At 33.6% G+C, this 18,947-nt stretch carries 13 protein-coding genes; 6 read left to right on the top strand and 7 right to left on the bottom strand.

What is annotated here, in order from left to right; genetic code table 11:
- Window positions 1–420 precede the first annotated feature (420 nt).
- On the top strand, window positions 421–1,956 hold the full coding sequence (gene cobQ, locus QZU83_RS02600; RefSeq protein ID WP_295609412.1) for a cobyric acid synthase CobQ: 1,536 nt from the start codon (window positions 421–423) through the stop codon (window positions 1,954–1,956).
- On the opposite strand, the gene QZU83_RS02595 is transcribed toward cobQ, so the two are convergent.
- Entirely contained in the window at window positions 1,953–2,993 is a 1,041-nt protein-coding gene (locus tag QZU83_RS02595; protein ID WP_295609411.1) for an aldo/keto reductase, read from the bottom strand. The two genes, cobQ and QZU83_RS02595, sit on opposite strands and share 4 nt — an antisense overlap.
- A gap of 192 nt (window positions 2,994–3,185) precedes the next feature.
- On the opposite strand from QZU83_RS02595, the gene QZU83_RS02590 reads away from it, so the two are divergent.
- Together QZU83_RS02590 and QZU83_RS02585 are read left to right on the top strand one after the other, a co-directional pair.
- Window positions 3,186–3,428, top strand: a complete 243-nt coding sequence (locus tag QZU83_RS02590; RefSeq protein ID WP_295609410.1) for a hypothetical protein — start codon at window positions 3,186–3,188, stop codon at window positions 3,426–3,428.
- 189 nt (window positions 3,429–3,617) lie between these two features.
- Window positions 3,618–3,914 carry an STAS domain-containing protein gene (locus QZU83_RS02585; RefSeq protein WP_295609408.1) on the top strand — a complete coding sequence of 99 codons (297 nt, stop codon included), beginning with the start codon at window positions 3,618–3,620 and terminating at the stop codon, window positions 3,912–3,914.
- Between the two features lie 189 nt (window positions 3,915–4,103).
- Here QZU83_RS02585 and feoB read toward each other — a convergent pair whose 3' ends face one another.
- Window positions 4,104–6,122, bottom strand: coding sequence for a ferrous iron transport protein B (gene feoB / locus QZU83_RS02580; RefSeq protein ID WP_295609406.1), 2,019 nt, complete (start codon window positions 6,120–6,122; stop codon window positions 4,104–4,106).
- 440 nt (window positions 6,123–6,562) lie between these two features.
- Window positions 6,563–7,510 carry an arsenic resistance protein gene (locus QZU83_RS02575; protein ID WP_295609405.1) on the bottom strand — a complete coding sequence of 316 codons (948 nt, stop codon included), beginning with the start codon at window positions 7,508–7,510 and terminating at the stop codon, window positions 6,563–6,565.
- A 163-nt stretch (window positions 7,511–7,673) separates the two neighbouring features.
- Here QZU83_RS02575 and QZU83_RS02570 point away from each other — a divergent pair, with 163 nt between their 5' ends.
- Entirely contained in the window at window positions 7,674–8,441 is a 768-nt protein-coding gene (locus tag QZU83_RS02570) for a nitroreductase family protein (protein ID WP_295609403.1), read from the top strand.
- 52 nt (window positions 8,442–8,493) lie between these two features.
- On the opposite strand, the gene QZU83_RS02565 is transcribed toward QZU83_RS02570, so the two are convergent.
- Entirely contained in the window at window positions 8,494–8,901 is a 408-nt protein-coding gene (locus QZU83_RS02565; RefSeq protein ID WP_295609401.1) for a flavodoxin family protein, read from the bottom strand.
- 130 nt (window positions 8,902–9,031) lie between these two features.
- Between QZU83_RS02565 and QZU83_RS02560 the strand changes: the two genes are divergently transcribed.
- Window positions 9,032–10,495 carry a sodium-dependent transporter gene (locus tag QZU83_RS02560; RefSeq protein ID WP_295609399.1) on the top strand — a complete coding sequence of 488 codons (1,464 nt, stop codon included), beginning with the start codon at window positions 9,032–9,034 and terminating at the stop codon, window positions 10,493–10,495.
- Window positions 10,496–10,524: 29 nt separating this feature from the next.
- Here QZU83_RS02560 and QZU83_RS02555 read toward each other — a convergent pair whose 3' ends face one another.
- Together QZU83_RS02555 and QZU83_RS02550 are read right to left on the bottom strand one after the other, a co-directional pair.
- Entirely contained in the window at window positions 10,525–10,962 is a 438-nt protein-coding gene (locus tag QZU83_RS02555; RefSeq protein WP_295609398.1) for a cyclophilin-like fold protein, read from the bottom strand.
- A 117-nt stretch (window positions 10,963–11,079) separates the two neighbouring features.
- Window positions 11,080–13,068 carry a phage holin family protein gene (locus tag QZU83_RS02550; protein ID WP_295609396.1) on the bottom strand — a complete coding sequence of 663 codons (1,989 nt, stop codon included), beginning with the start codon at window positions 13,066–13,068 and terminating at the stop codon, window positions 11,080–11,082.
- 616 nt (window positions 13,069–13,684) lie between these two features.
- On the opposite strand from QZU83_RS02550, the gene QZU83_RS02545 reads away from it, so the two are divergent.
- The gene (locus QZU83_RS02545; protein ID WP_295609394.1) at window positions 13,685–14,191 is read left to right on the top strand and encodes a hypothetical protein; all 507 of its coding nucleotides are present in this window, start codon (window positions 13,685–13,687) and stop codon (window positions 14,189–14,191) included.
- A 359-nt stretch (window positions 14,192–14,550) separates the two neighbouring features.
- On the opposite strand, the gene QZU83_RS02540 is transcribed toward QZU83_RS02545, so the two are convergent.
- Complete coding sequence (locus QZU83_RS02540; RefSeq protein WP_295609393.1) at window positions 14,551–18,432, bottom strand: SAP domain-containing protein; 3,882 nt, start codon at window positions 18,430–18,432, stop codon at window positions 14,551–14,553.
- Window positions 18,433–18,947 lie beyond the last annotated feature (515 nt).

Raw genomic sequence — 18,947 nt, 5'->3', positions numbered from 1 at the left:
TATATAAAAAGGTTTCTATTTTAGTAAATAAAGGTTACTAAAATAATTCCAACCGCATTTACCTCTCCAAAAATTAATGAATGTAAAAAATATATTATCGAAATTAAAAAATACCATTAAAAATTATTAAATTTACTTTAAAGTGATTTTAGCATATTAAACTTTTAAATAATAAAAATTTATAGTTTTTAGAATAATTTAAATATAATATCAAATAAATTAATTAATACAAAATTAATTTTCGATGATTAATTTTTGTTAATCGAATTTGAAAGGGCAGATACATAAAGTTCACACAGTCAACATTTAGCAAATTCAAATGCTAAGGCCCCAAACAGAATACTATGTGTTGCCCTTCAAATCAGATTAAGAATAACTCATTTTTAAATTATTTATAACATTAACTAAATATATTCTATCATGACAAAATGTATCATGGTTCAAGGAACCTCATCTAATGCCGGAAAAAGTATGCTTGTAGCAGCACTCTGTAGAATATATAAGACAAGAGGATATAAGGTAGCTCCTTTTAAATCTCAAAACATGTCCCTAAACTCTTTTACCACCAAGGAAAACGGTGAAATAGGAATAGCACAGATGTTACAGGCCGAAGCGGCAATGATAGAACCAAGCATACACATGAACCCTGTTTTGCTAAAGCCAAAAGGGGATTTCACTTCAAATGTAATCATCCAGGGAAAATCCATTGGAGACATGAACTTCTATGATTACCAGCACAAATACCATGATACGGCATTAAACGCCATTAGAGAAAGTTTTGACATTTTATCAAAAGACTATGACATCATAATCATTGAAGGTGCAGGTTCTCCGGCTGAAATTAACATGAGAGAGCAGGACATTGCCAATATGGAAATTGCGCATATGGCAGATGCCAATGTTATCCTAATAGCAGATATCGAAATGGGAGGTGTTTTTGCAGCGATTGCAGGAACTTATGTCCTTCTTGACGATTATGACAGGTCACGTCTAAAGGCAACCGTCATCAACAAATTCAGAGGCAATTTGGATATTCTAAAGCCAGGGCTTGACAGGATTGAAGAAATAACAGGTGAACCTGTTTTAGGAGTTTTGCCTTATGATGAAACCTTAAAATTGCCTGAAGAAGATTCCGCATCCCTTACCACACACGTATTTGAAGAGGACAAGGACATCACAATAGGAGTGATTCGATTGCCTAAAATAGCTAATTTCACAGACATCGATCCATTTGAATACGAAAGTGATGTTGCGCTTAAAATGATTGGCGTTAATGATGAAATCGGAGATGTCGATGCCATTCTGATTCCAGGAACACGTAATGCAACAGGAGACATGTTCGAGTTGCGTGAAAGCGGACTTGCAGACAAGATAATTGAAAAATCATCAGAGATTCCAATTGTAGGAATCTGTGGAGGTCTGCAGATTTTAGGAAATGTTATTCACGATGAGGAAAAGCGGGAATCAAAGCATGGAACCCTCAAAGGATTAGGTCTTTTGGATATAGAATCAAGCTTTTCAAGACAGGGAAAGATTGTTACACAGTCAACAGCAACAATTCCTGATAATCTCGAAGGTATTGCAGGCGAAATATTCAAAGACATTGCCGGTGAGGAAGTGACAGGCTATGAAATTCATGAGGGAACAACTGAACTTTTTAATTCAACAGCCCTTTTAAACATTAAAAAAGGTCAGGGAAACAACGAAGATGGAGTGCTTGATGGAGCAAGCAATGGAAATGCATTTGCAACCTACTTCCACGGAATATTCCATAACTACAACTTCAGAAGGGAATTTTTAAACTATATCAGAGTTAAAAAAGGTCTTGAAGCCAAATATGGTGAAGACCCTTACAAAACTCAAAAAGATTACTCATTGAACAGACTGGCGGAAATTGTTGAAGAGCATCTTGACATGGACATCATTGACGAGCTGATTTTCGGCAAAGAGGATTAAATCTTATTTTTTGTGTGCTTTTGCCATACCTTATCGTCATCATTGGCGGAAGCCTTATTGTCGGCCATTACCCCTACCAGATCATGAGCGACGTACGGTTCTTCCAGATAACTAATATCATCAGCAGTTAATGTCAAGTCAACAGAATTCACAGCACCTTCAACATGATGCAGTTTTGTGGCACCGACGATTGGAGAAGTGACCTTTGTAAGCAGCCATGCGAGTGAAACTTCAGTCATTGACACATCATAGTTTTTAGCAATTTCACTGACACGCTGAATGATTTCCATATCCTGAGCTTCACTGTTCTGATATTTTAATTTGGCATAGAAATCCTCATTTAATCTTTTTGACTCTTCACCAGGCAACCTTGAAAGCCTACCGGAGGCAAGTGAGCTGTATGGGGTTGTTGCAATATTATCTGCTTGACATAGGGGAATCATTTCACGTTCCTCTTCTCTGAAAATTAAATTATAATGGCCCTGAATAGACACGAACTTACTGAATCCTTCACTTTCGGCCAATGCATTTGCCTTTGCAAGCTGCCATGCGAAACAATTTGAAATACCAATGTATTTGACTTTACCCTCTTCAATGACTTCATTCAGCCCCTCCAGAATATCATATAATGGAGTGTTGTAATCCCACATATGGTAGATATACAGGTCAATGTAATCCAGACCCAGATTTTCAAGGCTTTTATCGACAAAACTGTGAATGTGCTTTTGTCCTGAGACATTGTTTTTTATCTCGTCTTCTGAACGTGGCAGAAACTTGGTTGCAACGACAACATCATCTCTTGATGCATATTCCCTTACTGCACGACCTACATACTGTTCGGAAGTTCCGTTCTGATAGCCGATTGCAGTATCGAAAAAATTAATTCCATTATCCAAACCGTTTTTGATAATCTCTAAAGATTCATTTTCAGGCAACGTCCATGTGTGCATTCCGTTTTTTGAATCTCCAAATCCCATACACCCCATACAAACACGACTTACCTTTAAATTTGAGTTTCCAAGTTTAGTATATTTCACGTTAACACTTCCCAAAATGCATCACTGACATGATGCTGATTTGAAGCAAATGCCATTTTCAACACCGCCCAAAAACTGCAATATTCAGCAATGTAAAAATATGATGACATTCCATTACTTTAAATTTAAACCGCATTATTTAAAAATGTTAATATACATAAATATAAACATCAATAATTTGGAGATTAAATTATGATTTTAAATGTAAAAGCAACTAATAAAAAATCTGGTGAAGTAATTTCATTCGCATTAGACGGTAACGCAGACGAAGGATTCGAATATGAAGGAACCCATATGCAAGAAGTAACTGATAATAAAATCAGAGAAGTTTGCAACGGTTTAATCTTACTCGGTTCCCCAATTTACACCATTAAATCCGGTGAAACCGAAACTATTGAAAACATGACCTTCGTTACTGAAGTAACAGCAGCTTAATTCTGCTACTCTTTTTTTCTTTTTTACAAAATTTAGTTTGGCTTTTTAAAAAACAGACTAATTTTTTATCTTTTTTCATGAATTGCATTCAAAATAGTAAATCCCTATTTTGGATGTACAATTTTAAAAAAATTTAAATTAAAAATAAAACATATTAATTAACATAAAGAAAAAAAATTAGGGATTACCATGGATATAACAAAAGAATATAATGAAAAGGAATTGACAATAACTGTCAAAGACAAGATTGACACAACTACAGCTCCTGACTTTGAAAATGAAATAATGGATGAAATGGGCAAATTCGATTCATTGATAATAGATTTTACTGAATTGCAATACATTTCAAGTGCAGGTTTAAGAGTTTTAATTGCTACTGAAAAAAAATTAAAACCTGAAAACATTCCATCAGTCATTAAAGTCAACGACACCATAAGAGAGATTCTCGTAATGTCCGGTTTTGATAAAATCTTAAATATCGAATAAGTTACAGAATCAAAAAAAAAACTTAATATTGAAAAGCCGACACTTCACAGATTTAATGATTTCTAGTGAAAAGTCTTTTTCAATATTTCACTACTTTTTTCATATCAACCTCAGATTTTACCCCTTCAAAGCCATCAGCACTATTATGCATTATATGAAATGTTTTTCAAAAATAAGTTAAACGCTGAATCATCCAAATCCGGCTAAAAGACCTATGTTATAAATTAAAAATGAAACAACATATGCGGTTGTAATGGTAATTGCACACATGAACAAAGCCCATTTAAAACCTTGAGTTTCCTGTTTAATGGCACCGATAGTACCGAAACACGGAGTATAGAGTAAAGTGAATGCCATGAATGAATACGCTGACAATGGAGTGAATGTATCATGTATCAAATGGGTTATGCCGCTTTCATCATCAGCATCCATGCCTCCAAGAGTACCGAAGGTGGATACAATAACCTCCTTAGCGGCCAAACCTGCAATAAGAGATACAGCCGCCTGCCATGTACCGAATCCTAATGGGGCAAAAATTGGAGCTAGAAAACTGCCAATCATACCCAATATACTGTCGGGTGATCCGTATTTGACCCCTAACGGGAAGATGCTTAAGGCCCATAGCGCGATGGAACATCCAAGAATTACGGTTCCCGCTTTTCTTATGAATCCTTTAACCTTTTCCCAGGTATGCAGCAATACCCCTTTCAATGAAGGAATTTTATATGAGGGAAGTTCCATCACAAAAGGAGTGGACAATCCCTTGAATAATAACCTTTTAAGAATTGCTGCTACAACAAGCGCCACAAGGATTCCTAAAATATATATCGAAAGCAATACAAGGCCATGATGCTCCTCGAAAAATGCCGCGATAAAAATCGCATAAATCGGCAGCCTTGCAGTACAGGACATGAACGGCACAAGCATCATAGCAAGTTTACGATCATTTTCGTTTTCAAGTGTCCTTGTTGCCATAATAGCAGGCACACCACAACCAAATCCTAAAATCATTGGAATGAATGCCTTACCATGAAGACCGACCAACTTATGCATAAATATGTCCATGGTAAACGCTGCCCTTGCCAGATATCCACAATCCTCCATGATACTTAAAAATAAAAAGATCATAACAATTATCGGTACGAAAGAAATAACTCCTCCTACACCCCCAATAACCGCATCACATATGAATGATGCCAAATACACATTTGGAATGTGGGCTGCCAAAAAATTTGAAAGCATTCCAAAAGCATCCCCAATCAACACTTGGAATGGAGATCCCACAGTATATGTCACCTGAAACATCACATACATTGCCAAAAGGAAAATTGGAATGGCTAACAACCTGTTTGTTATGATGTTATCTATTTTATCACTAACTGTTTCATTTTCAACAGGAGGCCTTTCAACAGCTTCAGCCATCAGCCCGTCGATGAATGCATATCTTGCAGAGGCAATGACCTCCTCCGCACTTTCACCAAAAATATCATAAAGGTGTTTTGATACCTTATCGGATTCCCTGAAAATTGATGAGCTTTCAGGTGATTTTTGAACTTTCTGAATAATGATTGAGTCCTTTTCAAGTAATTTGATTGCTGTCCAGAATGCAGGCACATCCAGAAGATTTTCATCTTTTTCAATCAATACCCTTATATCTTTCAAATGTTCTTTTAATTCAGCTCCATAATTCAATTTTTCACTGGTGTCAATCGGATTTTTCGCCTGTTTCTCAACAGCATTAAATAATTCATCTATACCTTCACCAGTTTTAGCATTGATATTGATTACAGGAAAGCCCAATAGCTTACTCATCAAATCTATGTTAATTATATGGCCTTTTTTCTTTGCATAATCATTCATGTTTAGTGCCAGAACAAGATCTGCTCCGAGTTCCATCATCTGAACTGTCAGATATAAGTTACGCTCCAAATTAGCTGCATCAACCACATTTATGATTACATCTGAATCATCGTCGACTATGAAATCCCTTGATACAATCTCTTCAATTGAACGTGCCGTTAATGCATAGTTTCCCGGCAAATCAACAATGTCATACTCATATTCCCCAAGTATAAAATGGCCCTTTGCTTGTTCAACTGTTTTTCCCGGCCAGTTTCCAACATGTTGATGCATGCCTGTTAATGAATTGAAAACAGTTGTTTTACCAACATTTGGATTTCCTGCCAAACCGACAATTAATTTCTCCATTACTACGCCACCACAACCAAACTTTAATTAAAATTACTTGAGAAAAGATTATGAAATCCTTTGAATTATCTATTTTTTTTAAAAAAATTAGATTTTTTATATATTTATATCTTCTTTTTATGTTATTTAAATTATTGATATTTCATTTGAATTTTAAAATTTAGGCATGCCTACATTTTTGAAAAAACGAAACATAATCCCTCAAAGAACTTAATTAACATTAACGATGAGAATATGTTGTTGAAAACTGCTTTTGAAAAGTAGTTGATGTATATGCAGATTTGAAAATCTAATTGGTTTTTACAAAGCCTTCCGTTAATGTAAAACACATATCAACAAATCGTGTCTAATTACAATACATTCAATTTATTTGAGAGTTTCATTGATTATTCGATAGGCTGCAACACATTGAGAAATGGCGGGAATTGTGATTAAAAAATTTAGTTAAAGAATGAATCTGAATCCATTATCTTCAAACAGAATCTGGATACAATATACAATACAGGCAATTCTATCAGGGGCCCGATTACAAGAGCTATTGAAATTAGTTCATGACCCGGAAAGGAATTAATAGCAATTGCAAGTGCCAACGGAGAGTTACGGGCCAATGTTGTCATTGTCAAACTTGCATATTCAGAATATGTGAAATTGATCTTTTCAGACACCAGCAAATCGATAGCAGTATTGACCAAGAAAAATATGATTAACGGAACAAATAAAACTGCAATGGAGTTTAAATTTTCAAACAGTAATTCACCCTGGCTTGCAAAGATGCAAAATACCGCAAGGGACAATAACCATATCTGCAAACTTCCCATTAGTTCGCCCGCCTTTTGTTTCAAAACATTGTTCATTACCAATTTAGTAAGCTGTGCTGCAACGAATGGAATGACAATGACAAGTGAATATGCCAGTTGTGAATAATCCATAGAATTTGCAGTTGAAAAAAACACAACCAAATAAACAGGAAGCAATATTATCTGCAATATCAGATTTATCGGAAGGATTGATAAGCTTAATGTCAAATCACCCTTTGCCATTTTTGTAAACACCAAATACCAATCTGTGCATGGAGTCAGTATCAGCATGAAAAAACCAATCAATACATCGACATTTCCCCACAAAAATAATGAACCTACAAAATATCCGAATAATGGAGTCCACAAAAAGTTGATTATCAAGCTTGTTGATGTGAATTTAACATTTTTAAAGCTGTCTTTCAGCTCATTTAATGGAACTTCCAAAAACAATCCGTAAAGCATTAGACACAGGAATATGTTTATCAGATACTCAGTGTTATCAGCTATAATCCCAATATTGCTGAAAAGCAATCCGATAATGACCGCTGAAAAGATTATTACGGGCTCCAGCTTTTCTATCAAATCCATATCATCACCTTTAGGTATGACTAAATTTTATATTTGAAAATATATATCTTTATTGGTTTAGTAAAAAAAAGATAAATAAAATTAGCTTAATCTAGGTTAAAAATCCATTACACAACCATTTATAACCAACAAAGTCAATATTTACATTTACAAGGTGAAAAATATGAATCCAATTGATATTGATGGAGACAAATGTATTGTCTGTTCAAAGTGTATTGATGACTGTCCAAACTCCTACCTCTTTTTAGAAGATGAAAAAATTCAAACTAACCAGCAAGGATGTATGGAATGCGGACACTGCTATGCGATATGCCCGCAGGGCGCCATAACCATGACCAATTATGATTCTGCTGATGAAGAAGTTGTACTGATGAGTGAAATCAACCCAGAAACATTGCTCAATGCAATGAAAAGCAGACGTACAATCAGACAGTTTAAACCAGACCCCGTTGAAGATGAAAAGATAGAAAAAATCCTGGAAGCCGGGCGCTATTCTCCTACAGGAGCAAACAGACAGATGGTATCATACACAATACTCGGATCAAAGCAGAGAGAAGCTGAAGAGATATGTTTAGGCCTGTTTAGAAAAGGCAAAAAATTCGGGTCTGCATTTGCAAGCTATCTAAAAAGAATAGAAATAGACGATAATTTCTTTTTTAAGGGAGCGCCATTAGTGATAGTTGTTGCAAGCAAGAGTACAGTTGATGGAGGTCTTGCTAGTTCATACATGGAGATTATGGCTGAAAGCCTTGGACTTGGAGTTTTATACAGTGGATTTTTTGTAGCCTGCAGCAAAATGAGCCGCAAGCTTAAAAAGCTACTTGAGCTTGAAAAGGGATATGATGTGGTTACATGTATGGTAATCGGATATCCTGACGTTAAATACAAAAGGATTGCACCGCGTAAGGATTTGAAAGTGAAAAAACTTTAAAAAAGAGATTTGTTTAAATCTCCCCTTATTTTCATGAAACTAATAAGCAAAATTAAGCTATTATTGCTTTTGCAAATTCCTGTGCATTCCTTAAATCTTCATCGTTTGGCCTTCCTCTGTGGACAAACTTAAATGCACCTCTGCAGTGGAATTCCATTTCGCTCATTTTCAATCCTTTAGCTTCAACTTCCTTTTTTACCTGTTTGTAAGTGGATTCAATCAGGGCGGCGGATGAGAAATTTACGACTTCACCAACATTGACATCAATGCTTTTAATGAATTCCTTAACCTTTTCATCGATACCGGCAGCATATACTGCACTTCCCAAAAATAGAATGTCTACGTCTTCACTGAGCGGTTCATCAACTGTCTTTGCTTCAGCACCAACAACCTGGCTGATAGCTTCAGCAAGTTTTTTTGTATTTCCTGTTTTAGTGTAGTATCTAATAGCTATTTTCATAAAAATCACCAAAAATAGTTTAAATTAAAATTTTATGTATAATAATATTATATCCAAATATATTTTCAATATATTTAAAATTAATCATCGTTCAATATCTTTTAATACAAATAATAATAAATATTAATTTATGAGTGAAAATGCACAATGGGATTCGACACTGACTTTTATTTTTGCAATGATTGGAGTTGCAATCGGCCTTGGAAACATCTGGAGATTCAGTTATGTAGTATATTCCAACGGAGGAGGAGCTTTTTTCCTCCCTTATGCTGTTGCAATAGCCATTATGGGAATTCCATTTCTAATATTAGAGTACGGTATTGGATTTTCATTTAAAAAATCGTTTACTGAGATTTTTAAATCGATTAACCCCAAATTTGAATACCTCGCATGGGTTCTTATTTTCTCAATATCCATTGTGCTGATATATTATATGGTCATAATCAGCTGGGATCTATTCTATATGGTTAAAAGCTTAACCTTTAGCTGGGGAACTGATACTGCAGCATATTTTGTCCATAATGTTGGAGGAGGCGAAAATCTCTCAAAAATAGGCAATTTCTTCATTCCCGTGGGAGTTGGAGTGGTCGTTTCATGGATTATTCTGTGGTTTATATCCCACAGGTCAATTGATAAGGGAATTGGACTCGCTTCAAAGATTTTAATACCTACAGTATTTATCATAATGGCAATCATCGTTATTTTTGCATTAACCCTGCCAGGGGCAGGTATAGGAATCAATGCTTTAATAAACCCAAATTGGAATCTTTTATGGGACATTAACATATGGATTGTCGCATTTTCACAAATCATTTTCTCCCTGGGAATAGGTGAAGCTTTGGCACTGACCTATGCAACATACCTGGCAGACAATAAGGGTTTGACAGATAATGTATTCCTTGTTGTTGCATCAAACTCCAGTTTTGAAATATTTACCGCTTTCGGAGTATTCTCAATCCTCGGTTATATGTCCGCAACATCAGGAACTCCACTGGTCGAATTAGTCAGTGAGGGAACAGGATTAATATTCGTAGTATTTCCAAAAATATTCAGCCTGATGGGATTTGCAGGACACATTCTTGCACCGTTATTCTTTTTAGCAGTGTTATTTGCCGGAATAAGTTCAGCATTCGCATTTTTTGAACCGATAATAGCTTCAATTTCATCAAAATCAAATATGAGTCGTAAAAAACTGGTAACAATTTTAAGCATTATCGGATGTTTGTGTTCACTGATTTTCACATGTGGAATAAGCAGTTATCTTGTCGGAATTGTAGACGGCTTTGTTAACACGTTCGGAATTTTGCTTTTAATCGCAGCCCAATGCGTAATATTCGGTTGGTATTATGGCGCCGAAAAGGTCATTCCGGTTTTAAATGAAAAATCAAGAATCCATATTGGTGCTATATGGACAACAATCATCAAATATATTCTTCCTGTATTTTTGATAATCATCTGGTTGATTGGAATAATTGATCTGTTCATGAATGCCACACCATTTGAACTAATGGTTGATATGACACTTGTCATACTAGTTTTAGTATTCTCCACAATATTCTACAAGAAAAAATCACCTGAAAATACCAAACTTTAAACCATCTGCCAATAATATGAAATAAACGATTATTTTAAAGAAAATTCCAGTGTAACATCACCGGATCCGAGGACCTCTTTTAGCTTATCTGAGTCTGTGTTAACTATTTTGCCTAATTTTGTATAGCTCCATGTATGAGAACCGTAAAACAAGGATACTTTGTCTCCCTGATATAGTACAATATCTCCAGGATTGGTATCAACCTTTTCATCATTTGTTGGAAGTGAAAAGCCCAAATCCCCCACTTTTTCAAAACCACCGTACTCAGTTGCATTAACTGTGACGTTACCCTTTTCCAGTGCTTTAATCAATTCCCGTGTGGCAGAATTATTTTCCAGTTTAACATCAAATACATTATCTTTGATTTTGACCTTAACTGTATCATTAATACTATCATCTCCGCTGACTGCAGCACAAGCAATCAAACTCAATGCAATTATCAAACCGATTTTTTTAATGAAAGACATTTGTATCACCTAAAATTATAAGTTAAGACTATATATAAATTTGATTAGTGTGATTAACTAAAAAAGAATGTATAAGATTCATTTATCTTATACATGAAATATCCATAAGTTTTTACATCACTTATCGGTTTTAGCGTTTTCTTTAATATTGGCTAAATTTGTTTTCAATACCCTGTAGATGTTTTCCGCACCTACTATTTCCTCATCAGGAACATTCCAATCTGAAGGATATAAAATAAACGGTTCTGACTGGCTTCCCCCAACTCCACCATGGCTTCCAACAAGCTCTTCAAAAGCACAAACCTCATCATTTTCAGCATCATAAAAGCTGTTGACTAAAATGTCCGGAGTGTATTTGAAAGAACTGTTTCTTTTTAAATGATGAGCAATATTATCTCCAAAGCCTTCAAGAGGATTTTCCCCTTCAATTTCATCACTATCGAGATAGTATATTCCATTTTTACCTATTGCCATGTCTCCTTTTTGAGATGATCTGACTAAAATAAATCCAATGTATTCATTGCTGACGATTTCATGAATCAGCTCTGGGAACATTTCATTGATTTCCTCATAGGTCAGTCTATGATTCCATTGAGTTAGATAAATCATTGCAAGATTTCCGGAAGCAAGAACAATAATTTCAGATTCTGACAGCACTTTTTCTTCATCTTCCTTGCCTCTGTTTTTAATGTAGTCAATTTTATCTGAAAAAGGAATGTATACCTCCGCAAAATGGTCTTCGTTTGAAGACATGTTTGCATATAAGTCCATGTCCTGAGGAAGCAGGGATTTGATAAAATCTTCAAATGACTGTCCATATCTTTGCTTGAATGTTGCACCGTTGGTTTGGCCATGGTCAGACTGTATCACGAACTGATATTCCCTTGGAGAATATTTGTTTCCTTCAAACAAACGTTTTATCTGTCTGTCCATTCCTCTAAGGGCAAACCATGCATCATCATCTCTGACTCCTGAATGGTGGGCGATTTCATCATAACCCAAATATGTGGAATATGCAACATCAATATCTCCAACCATCATGTCACCAATTAGCGTTTCAGTGTTGATTTCCCTCATGAATACATTTGTCCCTGCTCTTGTAGGAATATATGTGATTCCCCGTGAAATTCTTGGTCTGATGTTTAATATTTTATGTTTGAATTGAGAAATAATTTCACGAACAATATCCTCAAAGACCAACACGACTATACGTGCAAAATCGTTGGGATTTGAAAAAATGGAAAACCATGCGCCGTTATATAGTTTTTTCAGATCAGTTATTTTACTGAAAGTGAATATTACATTGTCTGTATCTCCTGAAAATAGATTTGATCTGCTCGCCCCATCATCCACAAGCAATCCGTTTCCGTCAGATATCCTTTCTTCAAGTATTTTTACTTTTGTAACACCGGAACATTGCATTATCTGATTGTCATTTTCTTTTTCAACCCATCTAAAAGCAGTGATATCTTCGTTATTTCCATGGAGGATTCCGGCCTGGCTGGCTCCGGTCTGTGAAGAGAGATCTGTTTCCCATTTTTTAAGGGTATGGGTTTTGCTATCCATCATTGATTTGACAGTCGGCATATGACCATTTTCAATAGCTTCACATAAAACATCATAAGCAAGACCGTCTATTTCAACGATTATCAATCCAGGGTAATCCTTAATGTCCCCTTTTCTTTTCCTTTGAGCTTCTCTTAAAACAGATTGGAAATATGCGCCGTCATCATCCATTGTAAATATAGTTGACAGGATTATTGTAATTAATGATATAGTCAATGGTGCTAGAATTATTCCCCATCCTGTAATGTTTAAACCAAAATATGGTCCGAAAATTGCAAATAGGCCTCCATTTAAAAGAAGACCTGCTATTCCAAAAGTCCAAACAAAAAACGGCATTAACATCTTTGTTAAAAGTGGCCAGAATAATATATTGAAAATACTGATGAAAAATATGAATAGTATAACACGATTAAGATTGTCAACGGTAAAATCCAATCCGAAGCTAATCAGATACAATCCTATTATGTTTGCAATAAACATTATCAAATAACTTTTCAATGATAATCCGGGTGTCTTTTTAAGTTCCTCAATGTCTCTCATGCTTTTACCTACCCTTTTTTAAATTCCCATAATCTCATAAAATTCTCCGAGAATCCGGTTGTCCGAAGTTATTATATTTGCACGGACTTTTCCACAAATCCAATAAATTGAGCTTCACATTATCGAAGGTGTTTTAATTTCAATAACTCAAATGAATAATTTAGGAAAAATTATATCTCAATAATATATTTATAGCAAGTTATTTAATAATCTATCGAAATTTTGAACTAATTATAGCAAAATTTAGCATGAATATGAAAAAATTAATTTACATGATAATCTTCCCACACGGGATATGAATAAACACCAAAGTGAACATTAATGATAAAAAAGTCTAAAGAAAATAGACATTTCATTATCCGCAACATCAAAATTTATATTTTATACCATCATCCAAGGCATATTTTTCCATATTAATAGCAAACTATATATTTAAATTCCAATAAACTATCATCATATGATAGATTTTCTGTTTAAAAATATTCAAAATAAATAAATATGATTTAAATTTTTACAAATTTAATGAAAATTTTTTTATTTTCTATGATTTAAATGAAATATATTTTTAACAACAATCATCATATTATTTGAAACATATTGAATATGAGGAGAAAAAATGAACTTTAAAAAAATAGCCATTATACTATTAATTACTTTGGCTGTACTTTCCTGCTTAAATGTAGCAAGTGCCGGCTTTTTAGACTTTTTAAGTGGTGGAAATACATCAGCACCAGTTAATAAGACCATAGAATTTGATAACTTTACATTATCATTGCCTGCAGACACTCAGGTTGCAAACGCTACCATTGAAAAAACAGGTTTGACTGTTAATTCATTCAATGTAACTTCCAATTCAACTGATTTAAAACAAGTGGACGTATTAACTGGTTCAGCAGTAGTTAATTCAGCAGAGGATTATATACGTGTCATAGCTCAAAATACAAGTAATTTAACCAATCAGAGTTATGGTAATTGGTCTATCGGAGATTTATCCAAACTTCCAGATAAAGGCCCATATTGCGACTACATGTTAGTTTACCACGACGGATCCAAATTAGTTTCACTTCAATCCGATAATTTAGACACCCTCAAAAAAGTTGCAGACACATATAAAGCAAAATAATGTTTGTTAATTAATTTAACAAAATCCTACAAACAATATTCTGTCAATTGCAATAGAAGAAAAAAAATAAGCTATTGAATTTCTTCTGTTGTTTCTTTTTATTTTTTAAGATTATCAATATCATCTTCGATTGAAATTTTAATGCAAACTTCAAAAATTTTTTTATAAAAATAGTTTAGCTTTTGAAATTAATTTACATCAACAACCTTGTAAATTTGATTTAAAATGAGTTTAAATTTGATTTTTTAAAAAAAAATAATTAATAATAGTGAAAATTATTCCACTACTATTTTTCTTATACTTTTTGATATTCATTTACTGCATTGAATTATACAGATATTTAATGTTCTTCAAGACAACTATTCATCATCAGAAGCACCAGCAATTTCAGGAGCGGCACTTTCCATGAACATTCCTAAGAATTGATTCAGGAATTCTGATAAATCAAAACCGTACATTTCGAACATGGATAAAATACCTTCAATATCCACAGGTAAATCTAGACTAGTTAATAAAGCAGACATATCAAGTTCATCTACATCAAATTTAACTATTAGTCCGGACATATCAAGTTCATCCCAGTCAATATTGCATACTTTTAACAAAGCATTAGCGACAGTCATGACAAATTCAGAATTACGTAAGATGTCAATAACATCGGACAATCTAATTTCAGAGAGGTCATAACCTTTCAAATTAATATCCAAACTATCAAAATCAATATCTACTGAATCCATCACTCCAGATAAATCAAGCACAACTGCATCCAAACAGGAATAATCTAAGTTTTCAAGCATAGCAGCTAAATCAAAGTCTGGATTTTCGAACATCTCTGAAAATGCAGCAAGGTCATCCATGGATAAATTGAAACTGGACAATAAAGCATCCATGTCAATATTTTCAAAGTCAATACCTTTTATTAATCCTTCCAAATCAATGTCATCTAGGTCAAGGCCGACTAATTTTAACAGGACTGCAAGAGTAGACATGTCAAAGTCAAAATTACCGAAAATGTCCATAAGATCGGACAATGTGATTGCAGACACGTCATAATCTGACAGGTCAATACCTAAAGCAGCCAAATCAATGCCTAATGAATCAATCAATCCGGATAAATCAAGCACAATTGCACCGAAACAGGAATAATCAAAGTTTCTAAATATGGCATCTAAATCAAGATTAGTGAATATTTCTAAAATTTTTGAAAGATCATCGCTGGATAAATTAAGACTGGCCAAAATAGCAGATAGGTCAATGTTTTCAACATCAAAACTGGCTATTAAACCTTCCAAGTCAAGGTCATCTACGTCAATGCCTACTAATTTTAACAAAGCTGCAAGTGTGGACATGTCAAATTCGCAATTATTAAAGATGTCAATAAGGTCTGACAATTTGATTGCAGATAAATCATAATCAGACAGGTCAATACCTAAATCAGCTAAATCAATACCTAATGAATCAATTAAACCAGTTAAATTAAGTTCAATTGCACCTAAACAGGAATAATCAACGTTTTCAAACATAGCAGCTAAATCAAGTTCTGGATTATTGAACATTTCGATAATTGCAGAAAGATCTTCACTTGATATATTAAGACTAGCTAATAAAGGAGATACGTCAAAGTTTTCAGCATCAAAACTGGCAACTAAACTGGACACATCAAGTCCGCCAATGTCAATACTGGATAAGTCAAATTCGGACATGTCATAATCAGGATTATTAAAGATACCGACAAGATCTGGTACGCTAATTGCAGAGAAGTCATACTCTGACTCATCAATACCGAATTGGGCCAAGTCAATACCTGCTGATTCAATCAATCCGGATAAATCAAGCACCAGACCATCCATACTTGAATAATCGCAGTTTTCAAACATTTTTTCCCAGTCAATGTCTGAATTTTCAAACATAGCTGTAATGCTTTCAATATCCAATTCCTCTAAGTTAAGACTGGCCAATAAACTGGACATGTCAAAGTTTTCAGCATCAAAACTGGCAATTAAACCTTCGAAATCAAGTTTTTCCACATCAATACCTAATAATTTCAGCAATGCAGAAATAGTAGACATGTCAAACTCGAAATTATCGAAAATACCCATAATTTCTGAAATTTTGATTGCAGATAAATCATAATCGGACAGGTCAATACCTAAAGCAGCCAAATCAATGCCTAATGAATCAACCAATCCAGATAAATTAAGTTCAATTGCATCCAGACAGGAATAATCAAAGTTTTCAAATATTTTTTCAAAGTCAAGGTCTGAATTATTGAACATATCAATAATGGCGGAAAGATCATCAAGGGATATATTAAGACTTGCTAATAAGGCAGATATGTCAAAGTTTTCAGCATCAAAACTTTTTATTAAACCATCTAAATCAAGTTCATCCACATCAATATCTAATAATTTCAGCAATGCAGAAATAGTAGACATGTCAAACTCGAAATTATTCAGGATACCCATAATTTCTGACAATTTAATTGCAGATAAATCAAGGTCTTCTAAGCCGATGCCTAAAGCAGCAACATCAATGCCTAATGAATCAACCACACCGGATAAATCAAGCACAATTGTATCTAAAATTGAATAATCGAAGTTTTCAAATATTTTTCCTAAATCAAGGTCTGAATTTTCGAGCATATCCAAAATGCCAATCATATCCTCGTTGGTTAAATTAAGACTGGCTAATAAATCAGAAAAGTCGATTTTTTCCAAATCAAGTTTAATTAAAATACTGGACAGGTCAAGATTTCCAAAGTCCATTGTTAATATATTTAAAACAGATGTAACTGCAGGCAGGCTAAAGACAGAATCTTTAAGGGCGTCAATAAATTCCGGCACGCTGATTGCAGACAAATCATAATCTGACATGTCAATACCGAATTCAGCAAAATCAATACCTGCTGATTCAACCAATCCTGATAAATTAAGCACAATTCCATCCAAAGTTGAATAATCAAAGTTTTTAAATATGTCAGCTATACCAAAGGCTAAATCTGATATTGTTGCACTGGAAATTTCATCGGCACCGATGAAAGAGCCGCTATATAAGCTAGACATGTTTCTCATGTAGGTATCCATGTCAAATCCAGAACTTAAAAGAGCACCAATGGCTAATAAGTCCATTTGATAAACATCTAACGGAGATATATGACCAATCAGATTAACAGGGAATTCATCAGCAGCAGTGGCGTTTTTAAAGGTTGCAGTATCGACATTTAACATTGGGAACAATTCATCGAAACTTGTACCCGTGAAATCAAAACTATCCATACCGATAACTACATCAAAACTATTTGCATTGACAACAGGAACAAGGGATACATTTACATTATCCATATTAACATTAACATCATCAAAGTTTGTGTATTTGAAATCAGCCATGGATATGGATATGTCAAGATCTGATAAATTTAAATCAGCCAATACAATATCCAGATTTAAATCGGACACATTTACCTTATAGTCTTTGCTTATGAGATTTAATGAAGGCAAGTTTATTGATATATTTAGTTTTTGTCCGTCGGCACCTATTGACATACTGAAATCAAGGTCCTTAAAGTTGAAAGTTCCATTATTAAAGTTAGGATATAAAAAGCTGTTTATGCCAATATCTACAGCTATGCCGTTTTCATCAGGAAAAGCTTTGAAAATCAAATCAAGATCTTTCAAATTTACATAATCCCTTTCAGTTATTATCTCCAAACTATCCAGAAATGCTGAAAACTCAAGGCTTTGTGGATCTGAACTTGGCAAAATAGATAAATCAAGGTCTTTGAATGTGAATACTGTACTTTCATAGTCTGAGTAGGAAACTTCAGGAATGTTCATTTTCAAATCGACATTTGAAGAATCTGAAGCAGCTACAATAGACATAGTGGAATCAGACATGCTCAAACCGTTTTGAGTGAAACCCTCAATATTTAAAGTGGTATCCTCTCCCTTGGAGATTTTGTCTTTAATAGCCAATTCATCATAATTAATACCATAATTACTTAGTGCAGAAGTTACCGGATCTTCAGCAACTAGAGGAGACAAATCTACTTTTTCAGCTTCACTATCGTCACTGGATGGCTCAGCTGAATCTTCATTTAAGATAGGTAAAACTCTTTCAACCAAATCTTTCTTTTTGCCTGAAGTACTTAAATCATTTTCTTTTAAAATAGATCTTAGTTCTGCAACGGTGTATTCATTAGATACTTCTTCGGCAGTTAATGTTTTAATTTTCTTTTCCGTCATAATATCAGTTCCATTAAATATTATATGATAAATAATTTTTTGTGCATTATATTTAAATTCTTTGATTTAAATTTAAACATTATTTAATTTATAATTTTTAAAGTAAACAAATTTGACTAAATTAATAAATTTATTTAAAATTATTGAATATTTTTTAAAAAAAAAAATCGTGATTTTAAATTGGTTGGATAAAATTAAAAAAAATATTAAAATAAAACAAAATAACACAAGAAGTTTTTAAAATTATAATATTGAAAAATATAATTAATAAAAAAAATAAAAAATTTAAAAAATTTAAAAATTATTCGACAATTTAATAAAATATATCATATGCTTGCAATATCCCACCTTACATAGGCAGAACAAAAGCAGATTTGTGAACACGATAATTTTAAATAATTTAAATTTTTCCAGAAAATGTAAAAAATATTTATCTTTTAAATTATTTTTTCAAAAAAAATATATTAAATCACAATATAATATGAATTATGGTAAAAAGCAGAATTATTTCTAAC

The organism is uncultured Methanobrevibacter sp., from assembly GCF_902771435.1.
Taxonomy (GTDB): Archaea; Methanobacteriota; Methanobacteria; order Methanobacteriales; family Methanobacteriaceae; genus Methanocatella.
Note: the sequence above shows the minus strand (reverse complement) of the source record. Positions and strands in the feature narration are given on the sequence as shown.